Below are 16,430 nucleotides of genomic sequence, written 5' to 3' on the forward strand. Positions count from 1 at the left end.
GGGGTGGCCGGCTCTTCGCGGCCCGCGCCGCGCCCGGATGGGCGGCGCGGACCGCGGGAGCCCCGCTGCTCGGCGCTGCGCCGCGGCGACAGCAGGCCGAGCAGCGACACCGCCCCGGGCCGGATGACGGCCGGGGCGTCCTCGTCCGGTGCGAGCACCACGCCAAGCTGGTGGTGCTCGCCCGCGTAGATGGCGCGCTGCAGGAACTTGACCTCCCCGGCGAGATTCAGCACTTCCAGTTTGCAGAACGCCGGGTTGATGCGCAGCGCTTCGTGCAGCTGCTCCTTCGTGTTCGTGTCCGTACCGTTCACGCGGACGATCGTCTCACCCGCCAGGATGCCCAGCTCCGCCGCCGGACTGTCCGGAATGACGGCCAGCACGCGCAGGCCGCGGTCCGGATGGACAAAGAACGGCGGGCGGTGCTGCTCCTCAAACCGGCTGTACCAGATCAGCCCCTCATGGAGCAGGAAGGCCAGCAGCGCAGCCGCCAGCGTAAAGCCGCTGAACCACCGCGCCAGCAGCGCCGCTCCCAGAATAAGCAGCCCGTAGAACAGCAGGCGGCTCGACGTCAGCTTCACCTTCGCTTTGGGCAGCAGGCTGATCGACATCTCCGAGAAGCCGATCATGACAGGCAGCCCGGCAAGCGCAAAGCCGTTCTGCCAGCCGTCGCCGCCAAAGATCGGCGTCCACGGCAGCACGCTGCCCGCTGTATGCGCAGGGATCAGCAGGAACAGCGGAACCGGCCAGAGGCTCTGCATCTGGTAGCCGCCTACTGGCCGGCCTCTTTTTCCTTCATAGAACAAAGGACCGGCGAAAGACGCACCCTGCCAGCGTACAAGCAAAGCTTCTGCGATATGCAGAAGTCCCGCCAAAGCCAGCAGCGCCGGGATATTCAAATCCCGCACCGCGGCCAGCACATCCGCGCCGAAACCCGCAGCCGGTCCCCCGGGAAACAGATTCACCACAAACTGGATCACGCCCAGAAGCCCTGCGGCGTAAGCCAGACACAGATAGCGCACCTTCATCAGCATCAGCACAATGGATGCGCCCCAAATCAGCAGCACACCTTCTAAGGTGAGATTCATCCCGAGAAACAACGAGACTGCGGAAACGCCGATTCCGGCTGCCAGGCCGCCAAGAAACGTTCTCCACGTTTGAAGGCCCCAGCGGTTAAGCCTGACATGAAACAGCTTCCTCTCCAGAAGCACCTGCCTGCGGTACTGCAGGGCAATCAGAATAATCGAAATATAATAAAATGGCTGCAGGAGCAGTTCAGCTCCGGCACGTGCCAGGTTCGACAGCCATTCCAACAGAAGATCCAAAGCGGTCACTCTCCTTCTCCTTCGGCTTAAAAATGAACCCAAGCAGGCCCCGCCTCTCCCAGGTTCATGCCACATTTCAAAAAAAAAAGAGAAGGCTGATGTCAGCCTTCCCAGCTTGATATTCTTAATTCGACACGGACGTCCCGATTTCCTTCCGGACTTCTTCATAAGCCCGGTTCAGCTGCGCATCGTTCGCCGGATCAGCGATTTTCTCCACCAGTGCAGACTCGATCTGCTCGGCTGTCTTCGCATCAATACTGCCGCTTGCGGTCAAGTTATGATCCTGCTGAAACTTCTTAACAGCTGCAGCAGTTCCCTTGCTGAAGTACCCGTCCTCCCGGCCCGGCTTGTAGCCGAGTCCGATCAGCATCGTTTGAGCGCTCTTCACATCGTCGCTGTTGCTGTCATAGCTGAGTGTTGTCTCTTTGCTGATCGGCGCAACGGAGAAATAGGCAGGCTGATTAACCGCAATATCGGGGTTGATGCCTTTCTTGTGAATCCATTCCCCGTTTGGCGTCAGCCATTTGGCCATCGTAATTTTGAGCAGGCTGCCGTCGCCGAACTCGTTCTCGTAGCTCTGCTGCACCGTCCCTTTGCCATACGTGGTTTCCCCGATCAGCGTGGCCCCTGCAGATTCCTTCAGGGCACCGGCCAGAATTTCAGAGGCGCTGGCGCTGCCTTTGTTCGTCAGCACGACAATCGGGTAAGACTTGGCTGTACTGGAGCCCGTCGAGAACGTCTTCTGCTTCTGCCCCGCCTTGTCCTCCACCTGCACAATGAGTTTCCCCTTCGGCACCAGCTGGTACGCCATGTCCTGAACAACTGACAGCACGCCGCCCGGGTTGTTTCTTACGTCAATGACCAGGCCCTTCATGCCCTGGCTTTCCAGCTTGGTCAGCTCTTCCTTGAAACGGTCCGCCGTGTTCATGGAGAACTCGGTCACTTCAATGTATCCGAGCTTATCGCTGGTCATCTTGGCGTTAACGGTCTCCAGCGCAATATCGTCCCGTTTAATATTGAAGGTCATCGGCTCGGATGTGCCGCTCCGCTGTACTTTAATCTCGACGCTGCTGCCCTTCGGCCCGCGGATCTTCGCAACCGCTTCATTCAGGCTTAAGCCCTCCAGCGATTCCCCGTCAACAGACAGCAGAATATCCTTGGCCTTGATCCCCGCCGTCTCGGCCGGCGAGCCTTTAATCGGCGATACCACAACCACATTGCCGTTATCCAGAGATACCTCCGCTCCAATTCCCGAGAAAGAGCCCTGAATCTGCTCTGTAAATTCCTTGGCTGTTTCCTCGCCCATATAGGAGGAGAAAGGATCGTCAAGCGCGTCCATCATCCCTTGAATGGCGCCGTCCACCAGCTTATCCGTATCTACATCCTGGTAATAATGCTGCTTCACCAGCTGGAGCGCTGTTTCCACCTTCGCCAGATCATCCTTGTCCTCACTGCTGCTCTGGCCCGAAGTCAAATCCGTCAGCAGCCCGGCTGTGGAAGCCGCCTTTCCGCTCTCCGTGAAATTCAGCTGGCCGGTAATGAGGAGCGTCAGGATGCTGCTGCCCAGCAGCGTTACCAGCATTAACAGAATCACCGTCTGTTTTTTGAACATTCAATCATGCACCGCCTTTTCGTTGTTCAGCTGTAACCTGTACCGGAAAGTCCGGTTCATGATCACTGATTGTTCAGAACGGATGCCCCTCCCCGTCCAGGGAAAAAGCATCCGTCCACAATTATCCATTCTATTATATTATATGTCCTGCTTGTCCGAAATATTTATGAGTGCATGAAGTGCTTGGTGCTTAATGTGCTCTGTGCTTAATATAACTAGTAAGCCAGGTAAGGCATCGGATCGGTCGGCTCACCGTTGACCCGGACCTCAAAGTGCATATGCGGGCCGGTAGACTGGCCTGTATTGCCGGATTCGGCAACTACCTCGCCGCGCTTCACCGTATCGCCTTTTTCCACTTTAAATTCGCTCAAGTGACCGTACACGGTCCATGTATTGTCGCCATGGTCGATAATGACACAGTTGCCGTAGCCGCTGTACCACTCCGCCAGGACAACTACACCGCCCTCGGCCGCATGGACATCTGTTCCGATCGGAACCGCGAAATCGACGCCGGCATGCAGCTTCTTCACGCCGGTAATCGGGTGAATCCGGTAGCCGAATGGCGAAGAGATGCGGGCATGCCCGACCGGAAGGCCGAGTGATCCGTCACCGGTTGTATAAGAGCCGGATGAGGAGGAAGAGCTGGACGACGAGGATTTGGCCGCCGCTGCTGCCTCAGCCGCTTTCTTCGCCGCCTGCTGCTTCTTGTAGGTATAAATCTGCTGCGCTTTAAGCTTGTTCTTCTCCTGCTCCAGAGCCGCCTGCTTCGATACAAGCTCGACAAGCAGCTTGTCCTGCTCTTCGCTGATATCGTCGCTTTCCTCCACCTGGTCACTGTATTGAGCGATCAGCTGCTGCTTCTCATCCTCCTTATCGGAGAGCACCTGCTTGCGGGATTCCGCTTCGGCATAGAGCTGCTTCGTCTTGGCATAGCCCGCTTCCAGCTCTTTCTGCTGCTGCAGAACCAGCTCCTTGTCTTTCTTGTGCTCGGCCAGAAGCTCCTTGTCCTGATTCGCAATGGCGGTTATGGAATCGATCCGGTCGAGAAAATCAGTGAAGCTTGTCGAGGACATTACAACATCAAGATAAGACACGGCCCCGTCCGTGTACATCAGCCGCACCCGGTTATCGAGCAGCTTGCTGCGCTCCTCGATGCGCTGCTCGGTTTCGTCCAGCTTCTTCGCCGTCTGGCGGAGCTGCTCCTCCGAATCGCTGATCTGCTTGGAGATATTGGCCAGCTCGCTGCTGACCGTTTGAATCTGGGCAAGCAGGTCATTTAAGTAGTTCGTATTCTTGTTGACGTAATGCTGGGCGACCTGGCCGTCTTTCTCGGCCTGCTCCTGCTTCGCCTGCGCCTCTGCAGCTTGTTCTTTCAGTTCTTTGAGTTCCTTGTCAATTTGATCCATCGTCTTCTGCTTGGCAAAGCTCTCAGCGGGCTGTACAATCCCCAGGGCCAAAACGATAACGGCAATGACAGAAATCCATTTCTTCAATATCCCATTCTCCGTTTCTTTATCAGTTTGACTTTCCTACATCTGCACGCACTTACACCTGCACGTACTTACACCTGCACGCACTTACACCTTCAGAAACTTGCGGATTGACATCGTGCTGCCCCAAACTCCGATTAATACACCGAGCAGCAGGATAAACCCGCCCAGCAGATAGCCGATATCGGACAGCGGAACCAGATGGAAATTCAGCGTGACATCCAGTCCGATGGCATTCTCCAGCATTTGATAGCCGGTAAACAGCAGGGCTGCCGAGATGGCAGAGCCGAGCAGGCCGATCAGAGCACCCTCTACAAAAAAGGGCCAGCGAATAAAGGCATTCGTCGCGCCAACCAGCTTCATAATGCCGATCTCCCTGCGCCTAGCCAAAATGGTAACGCGGATGGTGTTCGAAATCAGGAACATCGCCATCAGCGCAAGGCCTGCTACAAAGGCAAAGCCGATGTTGCGGATCAGTCTCGTTACTTTAAACAGCTTCTCAACCGTTCCTTTGCCGTATCTGACTTTGTAAATCGGCTGGCTGCTGTACTGCTTGTTCAAATCTTCAATCTTGCCGGCTACAAAAGAGACCGTTGAAGGCTCAATGACCTCCACCTTCAGCGTATCGGGAATCGGATTGGTCTCATCCGTATACCCTTCAAGCAGATCATTGCCGTCGGCTCCAAGCTTCTCGCGGAGATCCTTGAGGCCCTGGGTCTTGTCCACAAAGGTCACCTTGCTGACCTCCGGCATGCTTTCGATCGCCGTCTGCACCTTCTGACGCATCGCGTCATCGACATTCGAGCTTAAGAACGTGCTGATCTGCACCTGGCTGTCAGCCTCATCCGCGAAAGAATTGACGTTGACCACCAGCAGGACAAACACACCTAGAATAAACAGCGAAACAATAATAGACGTAACTGAGGCTACGGACATCCAGCCGTTGCGGAAGACATTCTTGATCCCTTCCCTTAAATGCCGCAAGAAGGTTCTAAAAGTCATATCCGTATTCTCCTCTCGGCTGGTCGCGCACGATGTTGCCATTCTCGATGGCGATAACCCGCTTGCGCATCGTGTTCACGATATCCTTGTTGTGCGTCGCCATGACAATCGTTGTGCCGCGGAAGTTGATCTCATCCAGCAGCTGCATGATTTCCCAGGACGTTTCCGGGTCCAGGTTGCCTGTAGGCTCGTCCGCAATGATGACCGTCGGGTTGTTGACGATGGCCCGGGCAATCGCCACACGCTGCTGCTCTCCGCCGGACAGCTGGGCCGGAAGGCGGTTTGCCTTGTTCTTCAAGCCTACCAGGTCCAGCACCTCTATCACCCTTTTGCGGATGATCCGCTTCGGCGCCTCGATCACTTCAAGCGCAAAGGCCACGTTCTCGTAGGCGGTCAGCTTGGGGAGAAGCCGAAAATCCTGGAAGATAACGCCGATATTACGGCGGACATAAGGAATTTTGCGCGGCTTCAGCTTGCCGATATTAAATCCGCTTACCGATATTTGGCCTTTGGTGGGTACTTCTTCTCTATAAATTAGCTTCATGAATGTCGATTTCCCCGCACCGGAGGGACCAACAATATACACAAATTCGTTCCGGTCGATCTTAACGGATATCCCTTGAAGGGCATGAGTCCCGTTTGGATAGGTCTTCCAGACATCCTGCATTTCTATCACAGCATCACTTCCTAAATCTTGTTGATAAACCAGTTTACGCAAAAAGACAACAGCTATGGTTACACTTCGACATCTTCCAGTGAATTCCTTTATAACGCGAGCAATTTCATCAGCCTGTTTTTCATTGTAACAAATTTGTTACCCCCTGAGTACCGAAATTTTCTCTAATAGGCTGCATATACATAGATTGATAAGGGACAAACCTGTTTCCGGAAAAAGGAGGGGCAACCCGTCTGATGAAGAAAATAATACGGCTCTACTTGCCGGCCTCCCTCCTGCTCGCTTCAGCGGGAATCTGGGGAGCCATGCTCCTGTATGCCGGACAAACCACCGTCCCGCGCGGCGTAACAGCAGGGGGCCTGCCGATTGGCGGCCTGCAGGTTAACGAAGCGGATGATCTGCTGCTGCGGGAGAGCGGCAGGCTGATGGCGCAGCCCATAACACTGGTCAGCCAGGAACCGCCCCTGTCCATTAAAGCAGACTGGTCCAAGGCGGGCCTCAGCCTCCGCTCTGACGCTCTGCTGCAGGCGCTGGATCAGCTGCAGGAGGGAAGCCTTTGGCAGCGGGTCAAATTCCGCTATACTTTTACAAAGATTTGGAGCCTTGAGGTGCATTACGACGAATCGGTGCTGAAAAAATCATTAAACAGCGAATGGGAGGCCCGCCAGTTTGGAGCGCTTAAGAACGCCGAGCGGGTCATCAAGCCCGGCGATCAGATCAGCTATATTCCCGAGGTGAAGGCGCTGCGGATCAAATGGGACACCCTGGGCGCCGCCCTGATTGCCAAGGCGCCGCGTACCTTGGATGCAGGGGATGCGGGGGCTGCCTCTGACGCGGACAGGGACCCGGGCAGCCAGCCGGTTCAGGTGCAGCTGCCGCTCGGGATGGCCGATCCGCCTGTAACGGTGTCCAGCCTGAAGGCCCAGGGCGTTAACCGGCGGGTGTCCATGCTGACGACGCGTCTGACCGGCGCCTCGGGCCGCCTGCACAACGTCGAGGCCGCCGCCAAGATTATCGACGGCATGCTGCTTGCGCCGGGAGAAGTGTTCGACTACGGCAAGGTGGTCCGCGAGGCGGAGAGCAAATACGGCTTCCGGGAAGCGCCGGTCATTATCCAGGGCCGGCTGGTGCCCGGCATCGGCGGCGGAATCTGCCAGGTGTCCGGCACGCTGTACGGCGCGGTCATCCGGGCGGGCCTCGAGGTTGTCGAGCGCCGCAGCCACTCCCGTCCGGTAAGCTATCTGCCGAAAGGACAGGACGCGACCTTCTCCACCGGGTACATTAATTTCAAATTTAAAAATAATACCTCCGGCTATCTGCTCATCAGCGCCAAAGCGGTTAACGGCACGATGACCGTCAAGCTCTTCGGCAGCCTGCCGAGCGGCGTCCATTATGAAATCCGCTCGAAGACGGTCAAGACGCTGAGTCCCGGCGTGCGCTACGTCAGCAATCCTGCCCTGCCGGCAGGCCTCAGGCAGATGCTGCAGCAGGGAACGCCGGGCTATGTAGTGGAGACTTACCGCACCAAGTGGACAAACGGTAATCCCGGCAAGGAAGAGCTGCTCTCGCGGGACACCTACCCCGCCCAGCCGGCTGTGGTGGCCGTACGCACTGCCGCGTCAGACCCCGGCGCAGGCCAGACCCCGCCGGAACCGCAGATTATCGAGGACGGCGTAAAGGAATAGGCCTTCAGGGAAACATTTACAGCCTTTATTTCGTCTTACAGGTTATAGGAAAACCCTTATGGAGAAATGGAGGCCGCTTTCGATGATCAAGCCGTGGTTTAATGCAGCCATGACAGCTGTTTTGCTGGCCGGACTGCTTTCGGCCTGCAAAGACGGGCAGGACGAGGAGCCTGCGGCCCTCCCGGCCTCTGCTGCGGCGGAGCTCTCTGCTGTGGGCTCTGCTGCGGAGGATTCTGCGGCGGCAGAGGCCTCCACACATGACAGCGCAGATCCGGCAGCAGGATCCGATTCTCCTTCCGAGACTCCGGACCCGGCCGCGCTGAATTTTAAGGAAGGAATTGTTGCAGATGTACAGGCTCTGGATAATCCGCTGATCCATTCGGATATCAAGGAGCTGCTGGATCAGATGATGAAGGCGATGGTGGAAGGGGATGAGCAGGCTTTTTACAGCTTGTTCCCGAACAGTGAGTCCGCCGCGTATTTCAGCTTCGAATTCGAGGGCTCTCCTAAATACCGGTTTGAGGAGATTGACGAGGGGGCAATTCAGAAGGATTCCGAAGGAAGGGTACTCCTGCCTGTCAGCGGCAGAGTGCAAAGAGACGGCCAGGTTCACGAGTTTTCCTGGGCCGTTTATTTCAAGAAGGACAAGGAAGGCGTCTGGCACCTGATTGCTCTAGATTAACTAACGGGAGCAGGAATACGCAAAAATCCCCTCAGCTGCGGCGTACAAGCTAGCCGCGATGAGAGCAGGTCCGCTGAATCGCGTGATTCGCGTGATTTCTGCTCTGCAAGCCGAGGGGATGTGGTTATCGTTTTAGACGTTCAAGACATTCAGACTGCCTTTAATGACCCGCTGAGTATTCGCCCTTTTCCTGCGCCGGGTCAAGCTTGTCGCGACCCATGAACAGAGCGGCTGCCAAAGCCAGCGCCGCCGGGAGCACCGCCCAGGCGAAGGTATGCACAATCGACGAGGACAGCGCGCCGGTAATGCTCTCAAGCAGCTGCGGCGGAACCGCTTTGCGGAGCTCCGGCGAGAGCAGCGCATGCGGATCGCTTAAGTTCAGATCCGCCGGCAGTCCGCCGCCGGACCCTCCCGCTGCTCCGGCGGAACCGGAGCCGGCCAGCGATTCCATTTTTCGGCTGAACAAATGGCTCTGCACAATCCCGAACACCGTAATGCCCAGCGTCATGCCGAGGGAACGCAGGAAGTTCAGGGTCGAGCTCGCTGTACCCCGCTCTCTCGGCGGCACCGAGAACATGGCGGCGTTGCTCAATACCGAGAAGGAAGCGCCGATTCCGAGGCCCACCAGCACCATAAAGCCGCGGACCGTCCACAGATTGGAGCTTTCGCCCAAGGTGGTGAGCAGGCCTATGCCCACTACCAGAAGGACAAGCGTCGGCAGCATAATCGTCCGGTATTTCAGCTTCGTCATCAGGAAGCCGCCCATCGTAGCCGTCACCACCGAGCCGAGCATCATCGGCAGCAGCACAAGGCCCGAGTTGGTCGCTTTGCCGCCAAGCACGCCTTGTATGAAGATCGGAATATAGACGGAAGCCGTAATAAAAGCGGCGCCGCTCAGGATCGCAATAACGTTGCTGGACCAGTAAATCTGCTTTCTGAACATCCCGAAGGAGATGATCGGCTCTTTGGCCGTACGCTCTGCAAGCAGGAACAAGACGCTGAGCACGACGAAGCCTGCCAGCAGCAGCAGGATCTGCCAGGAGTCCCACGCATAGGTTTTGCCGCCAAGCTCCAGCCCGAACATCAGGCAGACTACGCCGCCGATCAAGGTAACCGCTCCGGCCCAGTCAATCTGCTGGCGCTGGTGCTGATGTGATTCCTTATAGAAGAAGGCGATAAAGACAAAGGCAATCAACCCGAGCGGCAGATTGATGTAGAACACCCACTCCCAGGCCGCATATTCTGTCAAATAAGCCCCGAGCAGCGGGCCAAAAATACTCGACAGCCCGAATACCGCGCCGAACAGGCCGCCCAGCTTGCCTCTGGACTCCGGGGGTACAGCGTCAAACATGATTGTAAAAGCAATCGGCACCAGAGCGCCGCCGCCAATCCCCTGAACCGCCCGGTAGATACTGAGCTGCACGATGGAGGTTGCGGTCCCGCACAAGGCAGAGCCCAGCATAAACACAATAATTCCGAAGATGAAAAACTTCTTTCTGCCGTACATATCGGACAGCTTGCCGAAGATCGGCATGCCGGCCATTTCGGCTACCATATACGCCGAGGTTACCCAGACGAATTTATCCATTCCTCCAAGCTTGCCGACAATGTCGCCCATTGCCGTTGCGACGATGGTATTGTCCATCGAGGCCATCAGGATGCCGAGCAGGAGCCCCGCCAGAACGAGGCCCATCTTATTTTTGCTTGCCGACACAGGTCACTCTCCATTTCTCTCTATAATCATTTCCCACCTATTATAAGGGCGGACCTGCGAACATCTAATCGGTCTCAAGACCGATCTGTCTCTGCCGTTAGACCCGGTGCTCGCTTTGAACCTGCGAAGTGCTGTCGACCTCCAGTTTATCCCGGTATTCGACCGTCCCGATCCGGCAGCCTGGTCCGATCTCAACGCGCATGCCGCGGACGCTGTCCGCTTCGGTATTTTCCAGGTAAATATCATCGCCTTCGATGAGGCCTGCCTGCAATTTGCCCAGCCCCATCTGGAGCAGCGCCCCAAACGGAACAGACGTGGCGCCTTTAACCGTAATGTTCGTGCCGCCCATCTCCTTCACCCGGCTGGCCCCGTGAAGCTTGATGTTAATATCCTCCGCGCTTAGCACCCCGCCCGCTTCGATCCGTCCGCGCAGCTTGAACTCCTCGGCCTCGCAGCTTCCCGGCAGGGTGAGCTCGCCCGTAATCTTGACCGACTCGGCCCGGATTCCCGGCGCAGCCTCAGCTGCATCATCCGCACTCAGGAGCGGTTCTGCGCTGCCTGCCGCCGGCCCGCCGTTCTTCAAACGAAGCGTGCCCGTCACTTTCACTTCCTCCGCGTTGAGCGTGCCCTGCACGCAGACTTCGCCGGTTATTTTTAAAGTTTCGCACCGCAAATCCCCGTAAAAATCCGCCTCGCCGACCACCTTGACTTTCTCATAATCGCCGCCCGACGAGCTTCCCTCGCCGATAATCCGGATATTGGATTTATCCATTTTGCCGTCCCCCTCATTTTCCCGTGTTAGACCTGCACCTGCACCTGCACCTGCAGCTTAGACCTGCAATGGAGTCCCGATCACCGCATCCTCATCCGTCTGAAGCGATTCCTTGTATTCTACGCGTTTGATTTTGCAGCCTCGGCCGATGTAAACCCGGGTTCCGCGCACCGTCTCGGCTTCCGTATCCTCCAGGTACAGGTCATCACCTTCAATGAGGTCTGCTTTGAGCCGCGGCGCTCCCATCAGGCTGAAGTTCTTCCAAAATCCTCTCTCGATGCGCCGGACGTCAATCCGCTCACAGCCGATCTCCCGGATCGCCGACACGGAGTGCAGCCGGATCTCTACCGACTCTGCATTTAACAGGCCTTCCAGCTTGACGTTTCCTTCGGTATAAAAAGCCTCGCACTGCACGTCGCCCTTCACGCCGACCTCTCCGCCGATGCGGATCTGATCGCCTTCCAGCCGGCCTTCGATCTTGCTTTTGCCGTTCACATCCAGGTTCGTGCAGCTGACATCGCCGCGGAGGGTGAACATTCCGTCGATCCGGATCTCCGAAGCTTTGACCGGCCCTTCGATGGTGCCCATGCCGTTCACCGTCATCTCCCCTGTGGCCACGCTTCCTTTCATATTGAGCGTTCCGTTAATCCGCAGGCTGCTGCAGTCCAGGCTGCCGTTTACTTTAGCCATGCCGTCAATTCTTACATTCCGGTATATGCCGCCTGCCGTGGTGCTCATGCCGGAGATATTCAGGTCGTTTCTGACCGGCTCATTGCCGGTGTGCTGTCCCTGTTCACTCATCGTTCTCTGCCTCCTATTTTCCGATTAAGAGCTTCAATTCCTCTGTAAACTGTCCGATCGGCTTCTTGATGACCATTTTAGCCTCACTGTCCGCGTAATACTCCGTACCTCCCGCCGCCAGCAGAAAGACCGGCACACCCATCTTGCGGAGCAGAACCAGGTCGCAGGGCTTGCCTGCAAACCTGCCGTAATGCTCACTCATCACGCCCAGCAGCATCCGGCCTTCCTCGCGGGTAATCTCGCCGCTGCGCAGCAGCTTGTCGAGCACATAAAGCGCAAGCGTCTGATCCAGATTGAAAAATGCCGGCTCCCCGCAGACCTCTTTATATAAGACCAGCGAGCCCTCCGAAACAATGTTTCGTCCCAGCAGCTCGTGACGCTCAAGCTGAACCTCCCCAAGCGCCGGGGAAAACACATCCGCCAGCTCATCCAGCGAAAGTCCGTCCTTCATGTTCAGAATCTTATCAATACGCGGTAAAATCTGCTGTCTCGGGAAATACGTCTCCTGCCCTGTAAAAGAGGACTTCCGGATGAACCAATCCTCCGGGATGAGATTCTTCCGCTTCCACCGGTACAGCTGACCATAGGAAATGCCCGTTAAATCCAGCAGCTCTTTCTTGGAAATCAAATCTTCGCTCATGGAGCATGCCTCCTTCGTTACTGAAAACATCGTAACATAACATTGTTACGTTGTAAAGCGTGCAGCGAAACAATCCTCGTTTGGCCGTCCAAAGCGGAAACCTTCAGACATAAAAACAGGATTCCCCGCCCGGGAACCCTGTCTTTGTTGGTGTTGGTGCTGGTGCTGGTGCTGGTGCTGGTGCTGATATTATGACGCCCTTTGTCTCAGGCTTTCGGGACCCTCTCCAAATGCCCCGCCTGCCTCCGCCCGATTCCATCGGCCGCCGCCTTCATGCCGCAGAACAACAGGAAATAAGCCGGCAGTGAATACCACGAGCTCCACGAATACTTAATATAGATCCCCATCCAAACTGCAAGCGGCTCCAGCACTCCGGCAAATAATACAGACAGTCCTGCCGCAGCAGCCAGAAAGGCACGCCACCCGGAAAAATACTGATAAAGCAGCATGGAATGAGCTGCAATCATCCAGTCAATGCATATAATTCTTGCTCCCCAAGGCAGCAGCATCCGCGGATAATCCCAGAGCTGCAGCTCCCCGCCCAGCGTATCCGCAATGAGGCAAAAGGCCAGAGTCAGCAGGCCGTTGACCAGGGTCAGGAGGAGCGTGTTCTTTTTAACAAGGTGCAGCCAAACAAGCGTAAAGACAATCGAGCACACCAGCAGAAAAATCCACTGCCAGGACAGCAAAACCTCTGTGACCCAGTAATCCCATCGCGCTTCGCTCAGCTGCTTCTGGAGCTGATGAACGTGCTGTAGATCCGCCTTTTCCTTAGACAATGGTTTGTCACCCTTTTCTGAAAAATCCAATCCGGTTAGAAGTGTTAACCAGTGTTTCCAGAATTACAGCCGATATGCGGTGGTTCCGATTCAGAGCAGACAAGGGGCCCTGCATTCCTCTTCGGTTTGTAAAAAGAAAAGAACACGGCTGGACATCCGCCCCTCCCGTGTTCTTCACCTTTATCCCTATCAAGTTATCATGCAAGCTTGATCTACTACAAGCTTACCTTCGCCTCATATTCCTGCACCCAGCCTGCTGTTTCCGCAAGCTTGCTCTCCGCACGGGCAATCGCCGCTTCTACCTGGGCTGTCGCCGTACCGCCGTACACGTTGCGGGCGTTCACCACCGTCTCCGGCTGAAGCACCTCATAGATGCGGTCGTCAAACAGGTCGGAGAACTGCTTGAACTCGTCCAGAGACAAGTCCAGCAGGAACTTGCCGTTCTGGATGCAGTACAGCACTGTTTTGCCGATGACCTCATGCGCCTGGCGGAACGGCAGTCCCTTGCCAACGAGGAAGTCCGCAATATCCGTTGCATTGGAAAAATCCTGGTTCACCGCTTCGCGCATCCGCCCGGTGTTCACCTTCATGGTGGCGATCATCGGCGCGAACAGCTGCAGCGCTCCCTGCAGGGTAGCCACGGTGTCGAACATGCCTTCCTTGTCTTCCTGCATGTCCTTGTTGTAGGCCAGCGGCAGCGACTTCAGCACGGTCAGCAGGCCGAACAGGTTGCCGTAGACACGGCCTGTTTTGCCGCGGACGAGCTCGGCCACGTCCGGATTCTTCTTCTGCGGCATGATGCTGCTGCCGGTGCAGAACGCATCGTCCAGCTCCACAAACCGGAACTCGGTGCTGCTCCACAGCACGAGCTCTTCACTGAGCCGGGACAGGTGCATCATGACCGCGGACGCGTTAGCCAGAAACTCCAGGATGAAGTCCCGGTCGCTGACCGCGTCGAGGCTGTTCTCATAGACAGCGTCAAAATGAAGCTGCTCCGCCACAAAATGGCGGTCAATCGGGAACGTCGTCCCCGCCAGCGCGCCGGCGCCAAGCGGCAGCACGTTAATCCGTTTGTAGCTGTCCTGCAGGCGTTCGATATCGCGGCCAAACATGGCGACGTAAGCCATCAGATGATGGGCAAAAAGAATCGGCTGCGCCCGCTGCAGATGCGTGTAGCCCGGCACGATCGTGTCCGTGTTGGCTTTCGCCTGGCCGATCAGCGCTTCCTGCAGCTCCTTCAGCAGGCCGACAAATTCCACAACCCGCTTGCGCAGGTAGAGGTGCATGTCGGTGGCCACCTGGTCATTGCGGCTGCGTCCGGTATGCAGCTTGCCGCCTACGGGCCCGATCTGCTGAATCAGGTTCTTCTCGATGTTCATATGGATATCTTCGTCGGATACGGAATATTCGATTTCGCCGCTGCGGATTTGTTCAAGCACATTCAGCAGGCCTTTCTTGATCGTCTCCACGTCCTCCTGCGGCACAATTCCGCATTTGCCGAGCATGGTGACATGCGCCAGACTGCCTTGAACGTCCTCTTCCGCAAGCTTCTGATCGAATCCGATCGAAGCGGTGTATTCTTCTACCAGCTTGTTGGTCTGCTTCGTAAAGCGACCGCCCCACAGCTTGCTCAAATGGTTCACTCCTCGGGTGGGCTTTATAGGCTGGAGTTATTGGGGAACCTTGCTGGGGTGTTGCGTTACTGCGGGGCGCTCCGGTCTCGAATGTTCCTGCGACCGCTGTTGTCCTCGGATTTTTTTAAACTTAAACTTATGGTAAAAATCCGAGGACAAAGGCGGACACTTCGTTTCTTCGGACTCAATTCGAGCCCTCCGCTAGCGCCAGTACTGCAACAAGCAAGGTTCCTCTCCAAGAAAACCCCCGTGCTCTATAAAGCTGTTTGTCTTATATAAAAGAGTATTGTGCTGCTCTTCAACTCTTCTACCTTGTTGCTCTTTTGCTCCTATGTTCTCCTTCTCTTCTGCTGTGCTCTTCTTCTCCTACTTGTTCTGCTGATTCACACCCGCGCTCACTTTAAGACGCAGAGCGTTCAAACGGATGAAGCCGGCGGCGTCGCCCTGGTCGTAGGCTTGGGTAGGGTCGGCTTCCATCGTAGCGATGTCCGGATTGTACAGGCTGACCGGGCTTTTCACACCGGCGCCGATCACGTTGCCTTTGTACAGCTTGAGGCGGACGGTGCCGGAGACGTTTTTCTGGCTTTCGGTGACCAGAGCCTGCAGAGCCAGACGCTCCGGCGCAAACCAGAAGCCGTTGTATACCAGGCTGCTGTAGCGGGTAATGAGGCTGTCGCGCAGGCTCATCACTTCGCGGTCCATCGTGATGGACTCCATTTTGCGGTGAGCGGTGAACAGGATCGTACCGCCCGGAGTCTCGTACACGCCGCGGCTCTTCATGCCGACGAAGCGGTTCTCGACCATGTCCACACGGCCGATGCCGTGCTTGCCGCCGAGCTCGTTCAGCTTCTCCATCATGCGGAGCGGCTCAAGCTGCTCGCCGTTGAGGGCAACGGCATTGCCTTCTGCGAACTCGATTTCAATGTATTCCGCTTCATTAGGCGCATCCTCAGGATCTACGCTGAGCAGGAACATGTCCTTGTTCTCAGGAGCGCTGGCATCAAACCAAGGATCCTCCAGCACGCCGCTCTCATAGCTGATATGCAGCAGGTTGCGGTCTGTGGAATACGGTTTGGCCGCAGAGGCCGTGACCGGAATGCCGTGGCTTTCCGCATAGGCGATCATCTCCGCGCGTCCCGGGAACGTCTCCCGGAACTCAGGCAGACGCCAAGGGGCGATCACCTTGATCTCCGGTGCCAGCGCCGCCGCGTTCAGCTCAAAACGAACCTGGTCGTTGCCTTTCCCCGTTGCGCCGTGGGCAATTGCGGTTGCGCCTTCGGCGCGGGCGATTTCCACCATCCGCTTCGCGATCAAAGGACGCGCGATACTTGTGCCGAGCAGGTACTGGCCTTCATACAAAGCGCCTGACTGGAACATCGGATAGATGAAGTCCTTGGCGAATTCCTCGCGCAGATCGTCGATATACACTTTGGAAGCGCCGGTTGCCAAAGCTTTGGCTTCCAGGCCGTCCAGCTCCTCCTTCTGACCGATATCAGCGGTAAAAGCAATGATCTCTGCATCATAAGTCTCTTTCAGCCATTTCAAAATAATAGAGGTGTCCAGTCCGCCCGAGTAGGCGAGGACGATTTTTTCTTTAGCCATAATAATTCCGGTTCCCCTT

14 protein-coding genes are annotated in these 16,430 nt (G+C 56.4%); 2 read left to right on the forward strand and 12 right to left on the reverse strand.

Annotation, left to right across the window (positions count from 1 at the left end; all coding sequences use genetic code 11):
• The 5 genes from FCN15_RS16810 to ftsE all read right to left on the reverse strand — a co-directional run.
• Window positions 1–1,322, reverse strand: a 1,322-nt coding sequence (locus FCN15_RS16810; RefSeq protein WP_238996724.1) for a PDZ domain-containing protein, incomplete at its 3' end; no start/stop codon positions are given.
• Between the two features lie 124 nt (window positions 1,323–1,446).
• Window positions 1,447–2,934, reverse strand: a complete 1,488-nt coding sequence (locus tag FCN15_RS16815) for a S41 family peptidase (RefSeq protein ID WP_138496138.1) — start codon at window positions 2,932–2,934, stop codon at window positions 1,447–1,449.
• A 215-nt stretch (window positions 2,935–3,149) separates the two neighbouring features.
• Window positions 3,150–4,427, reverse strand: coding sequence for a murein hydrolase activator EnvC family protein (locus FCN15_RS16820; RefSeq protein ID WP_138496139.1), 1,278 nt, complete (start codon window positions 4,425–4,427; stop codon window positions 3,150–3,152).
• Between the two features lie 84 nt (window positions 4,428–4,511).
• Entirely contained in the window at window positions 4,512–5,426 is a 915-nt protein-coding gene (ftsX, locus tag FCN15_RS16825) for a permease-like cell division protein FtsX (protein ID WP_138496140.1), read from the reverse strand.
• Entirely contained in the window at window positions 5,416–6,102 is a 687-nt protein-coding gene (gene ftsE, locus FCN15_RS16830) for a cell division ATP-binding protein FtsE (protein ID WP_138496141.1), read from the reverse strand. Before ftsE ends, ftsX begins: the two co-directional genes overlap by 11 nt.
• A gap of 236 nt (window positions 6,103–6,338) precedes the next feature.
• Here ftsE and FCN15_RS16835 point away from each other — a divergent pair, with 236 nt between their 5' ends.
• The gene (locus FCN15_RS16835; protein ID WP_138496142.1) at window positions 6,339–7,787 is read left to right on the forward strand and encodes a VanW family protein; all 1,449 of its coding nucleotides are present in this window, start codon (window positions 6,339–6,341) and stop codon (window positions 7,785–7,787) included.
• Between the two features lie 82 nt (window positions 7,788–7,869).
• Window positions 7,870–8,469: a hypothetical protein gene (locus FCN15_RS16840; protein WP_138496143.1), complete on the forward strand. Its 600-nt coding sequence runs from the start codon at window positions 7,870–7,872 to the stop codon at window positions 8,467–8,469.
• Between the two features lie 160 nt (window positions 8,470–8,629).
• Here FCN15_RS16840 and FCN15_RS16845 read toward each other — a convergent pair whose 3' ends face one another.
• The 7 genes from FCN15_RS16845 to FCN15_RS16875 form a co-directional block, all read right to left on the reverse strand.
• Window positions 8,630–10,162 carry an MDR family MFS transporter gene (locus FCN15_RS16845; protein ID WP_238996728.1) on the reverse strand — a complete coding sequence of 511 codons (1,533 nt, stop codon included), beginning with the start codon at window positions 10,160–10,162 and terminating at the stop codon, window positions 8,630–8,632.
• Window positions 10,163–10,280: 118 nt separating this feature from the next.
• Complete coding sequence (locus FCN15_RS16850) at window positions 10,281–10,955, reverse strand: hypothetical protein (protein WP_138496145.1); 675 nt, start codon at window positions 10,953–10,955, stop codon at window positions 10,281–10,283.
• A gap of 57 nt (window positions 10,956–11,012) precedes the next feature.
• Window positions 11,013–11,756 (reverse strand): polymer-forming cytoskeletal protein, encoded by a 744-nt coding sequence (locus FCN15_RS16855; RefSeq protein ID WP_138496146.1) that lies wholly within the window; start codon window positions 11,754–11,756, stop codon window positions 11,013–11,015.
• Between the two features lie 13 nt (window positions 11,757–11,769).
• A complete protein-coding gene (locus tag FCN15_RS16860; RefSeq protein ID WP_138496147.1) occupies window positions 11,770–12,396 on the reverse strand; it encodes a YhbD family protein in 627 nt (208 codons plus the stop codon).
• 206 nt (window positions 12,397–12,602) lie between these two features.
• Window positions 12,603–13,175, reverse strand: a complete 573-nt coding sequence (locus FCN15_RS16865; RefSeq protein WP_138496148.1) for a CBO0543 family protein — start codon at window positions 13,173–13,175, stop codon at window positions 12,603–12,605.
• A 215-nt stretch (window positions 13,176–13,390) separates the two neighbouring features.
• Window positions 13,391–14,809, reverse strand: a complete 1,419-nt coding sequence (argH, locus tag FCN15_RS16870) for an argininosuccinate lyase (RefSeq protein ID WP_138496149.1) — start codon at window positions 14,807–14,809, stop codon at window positions 13,391–13,393.
• Between the two features lie 366 nt (window positions 14,810–15,175).
• On the reverse strand, window positions 15,176–16,411 hold the full coding sequence (locus tag FCN15_RS16875) for an argininosuccinate synthase (RefSeq protein WP_138496150.1): 1,236 nt from the start codon (window positions 16,409–16,411) through the stop codon (window positions 15,176–15,178).
• Window positions 16,412–16,430: the final 19 nt, after the last annotated feature.

The organism is Paenibacillus pinistramenti, assembly GCF_005869875.1.
GTDB classification, from domain to species: Bacteria; Bacillota; Bacilli; order Paenibacillales; family Paenibacillaceae; genus Fontibacillus; species Fontibacillus pinistramenti.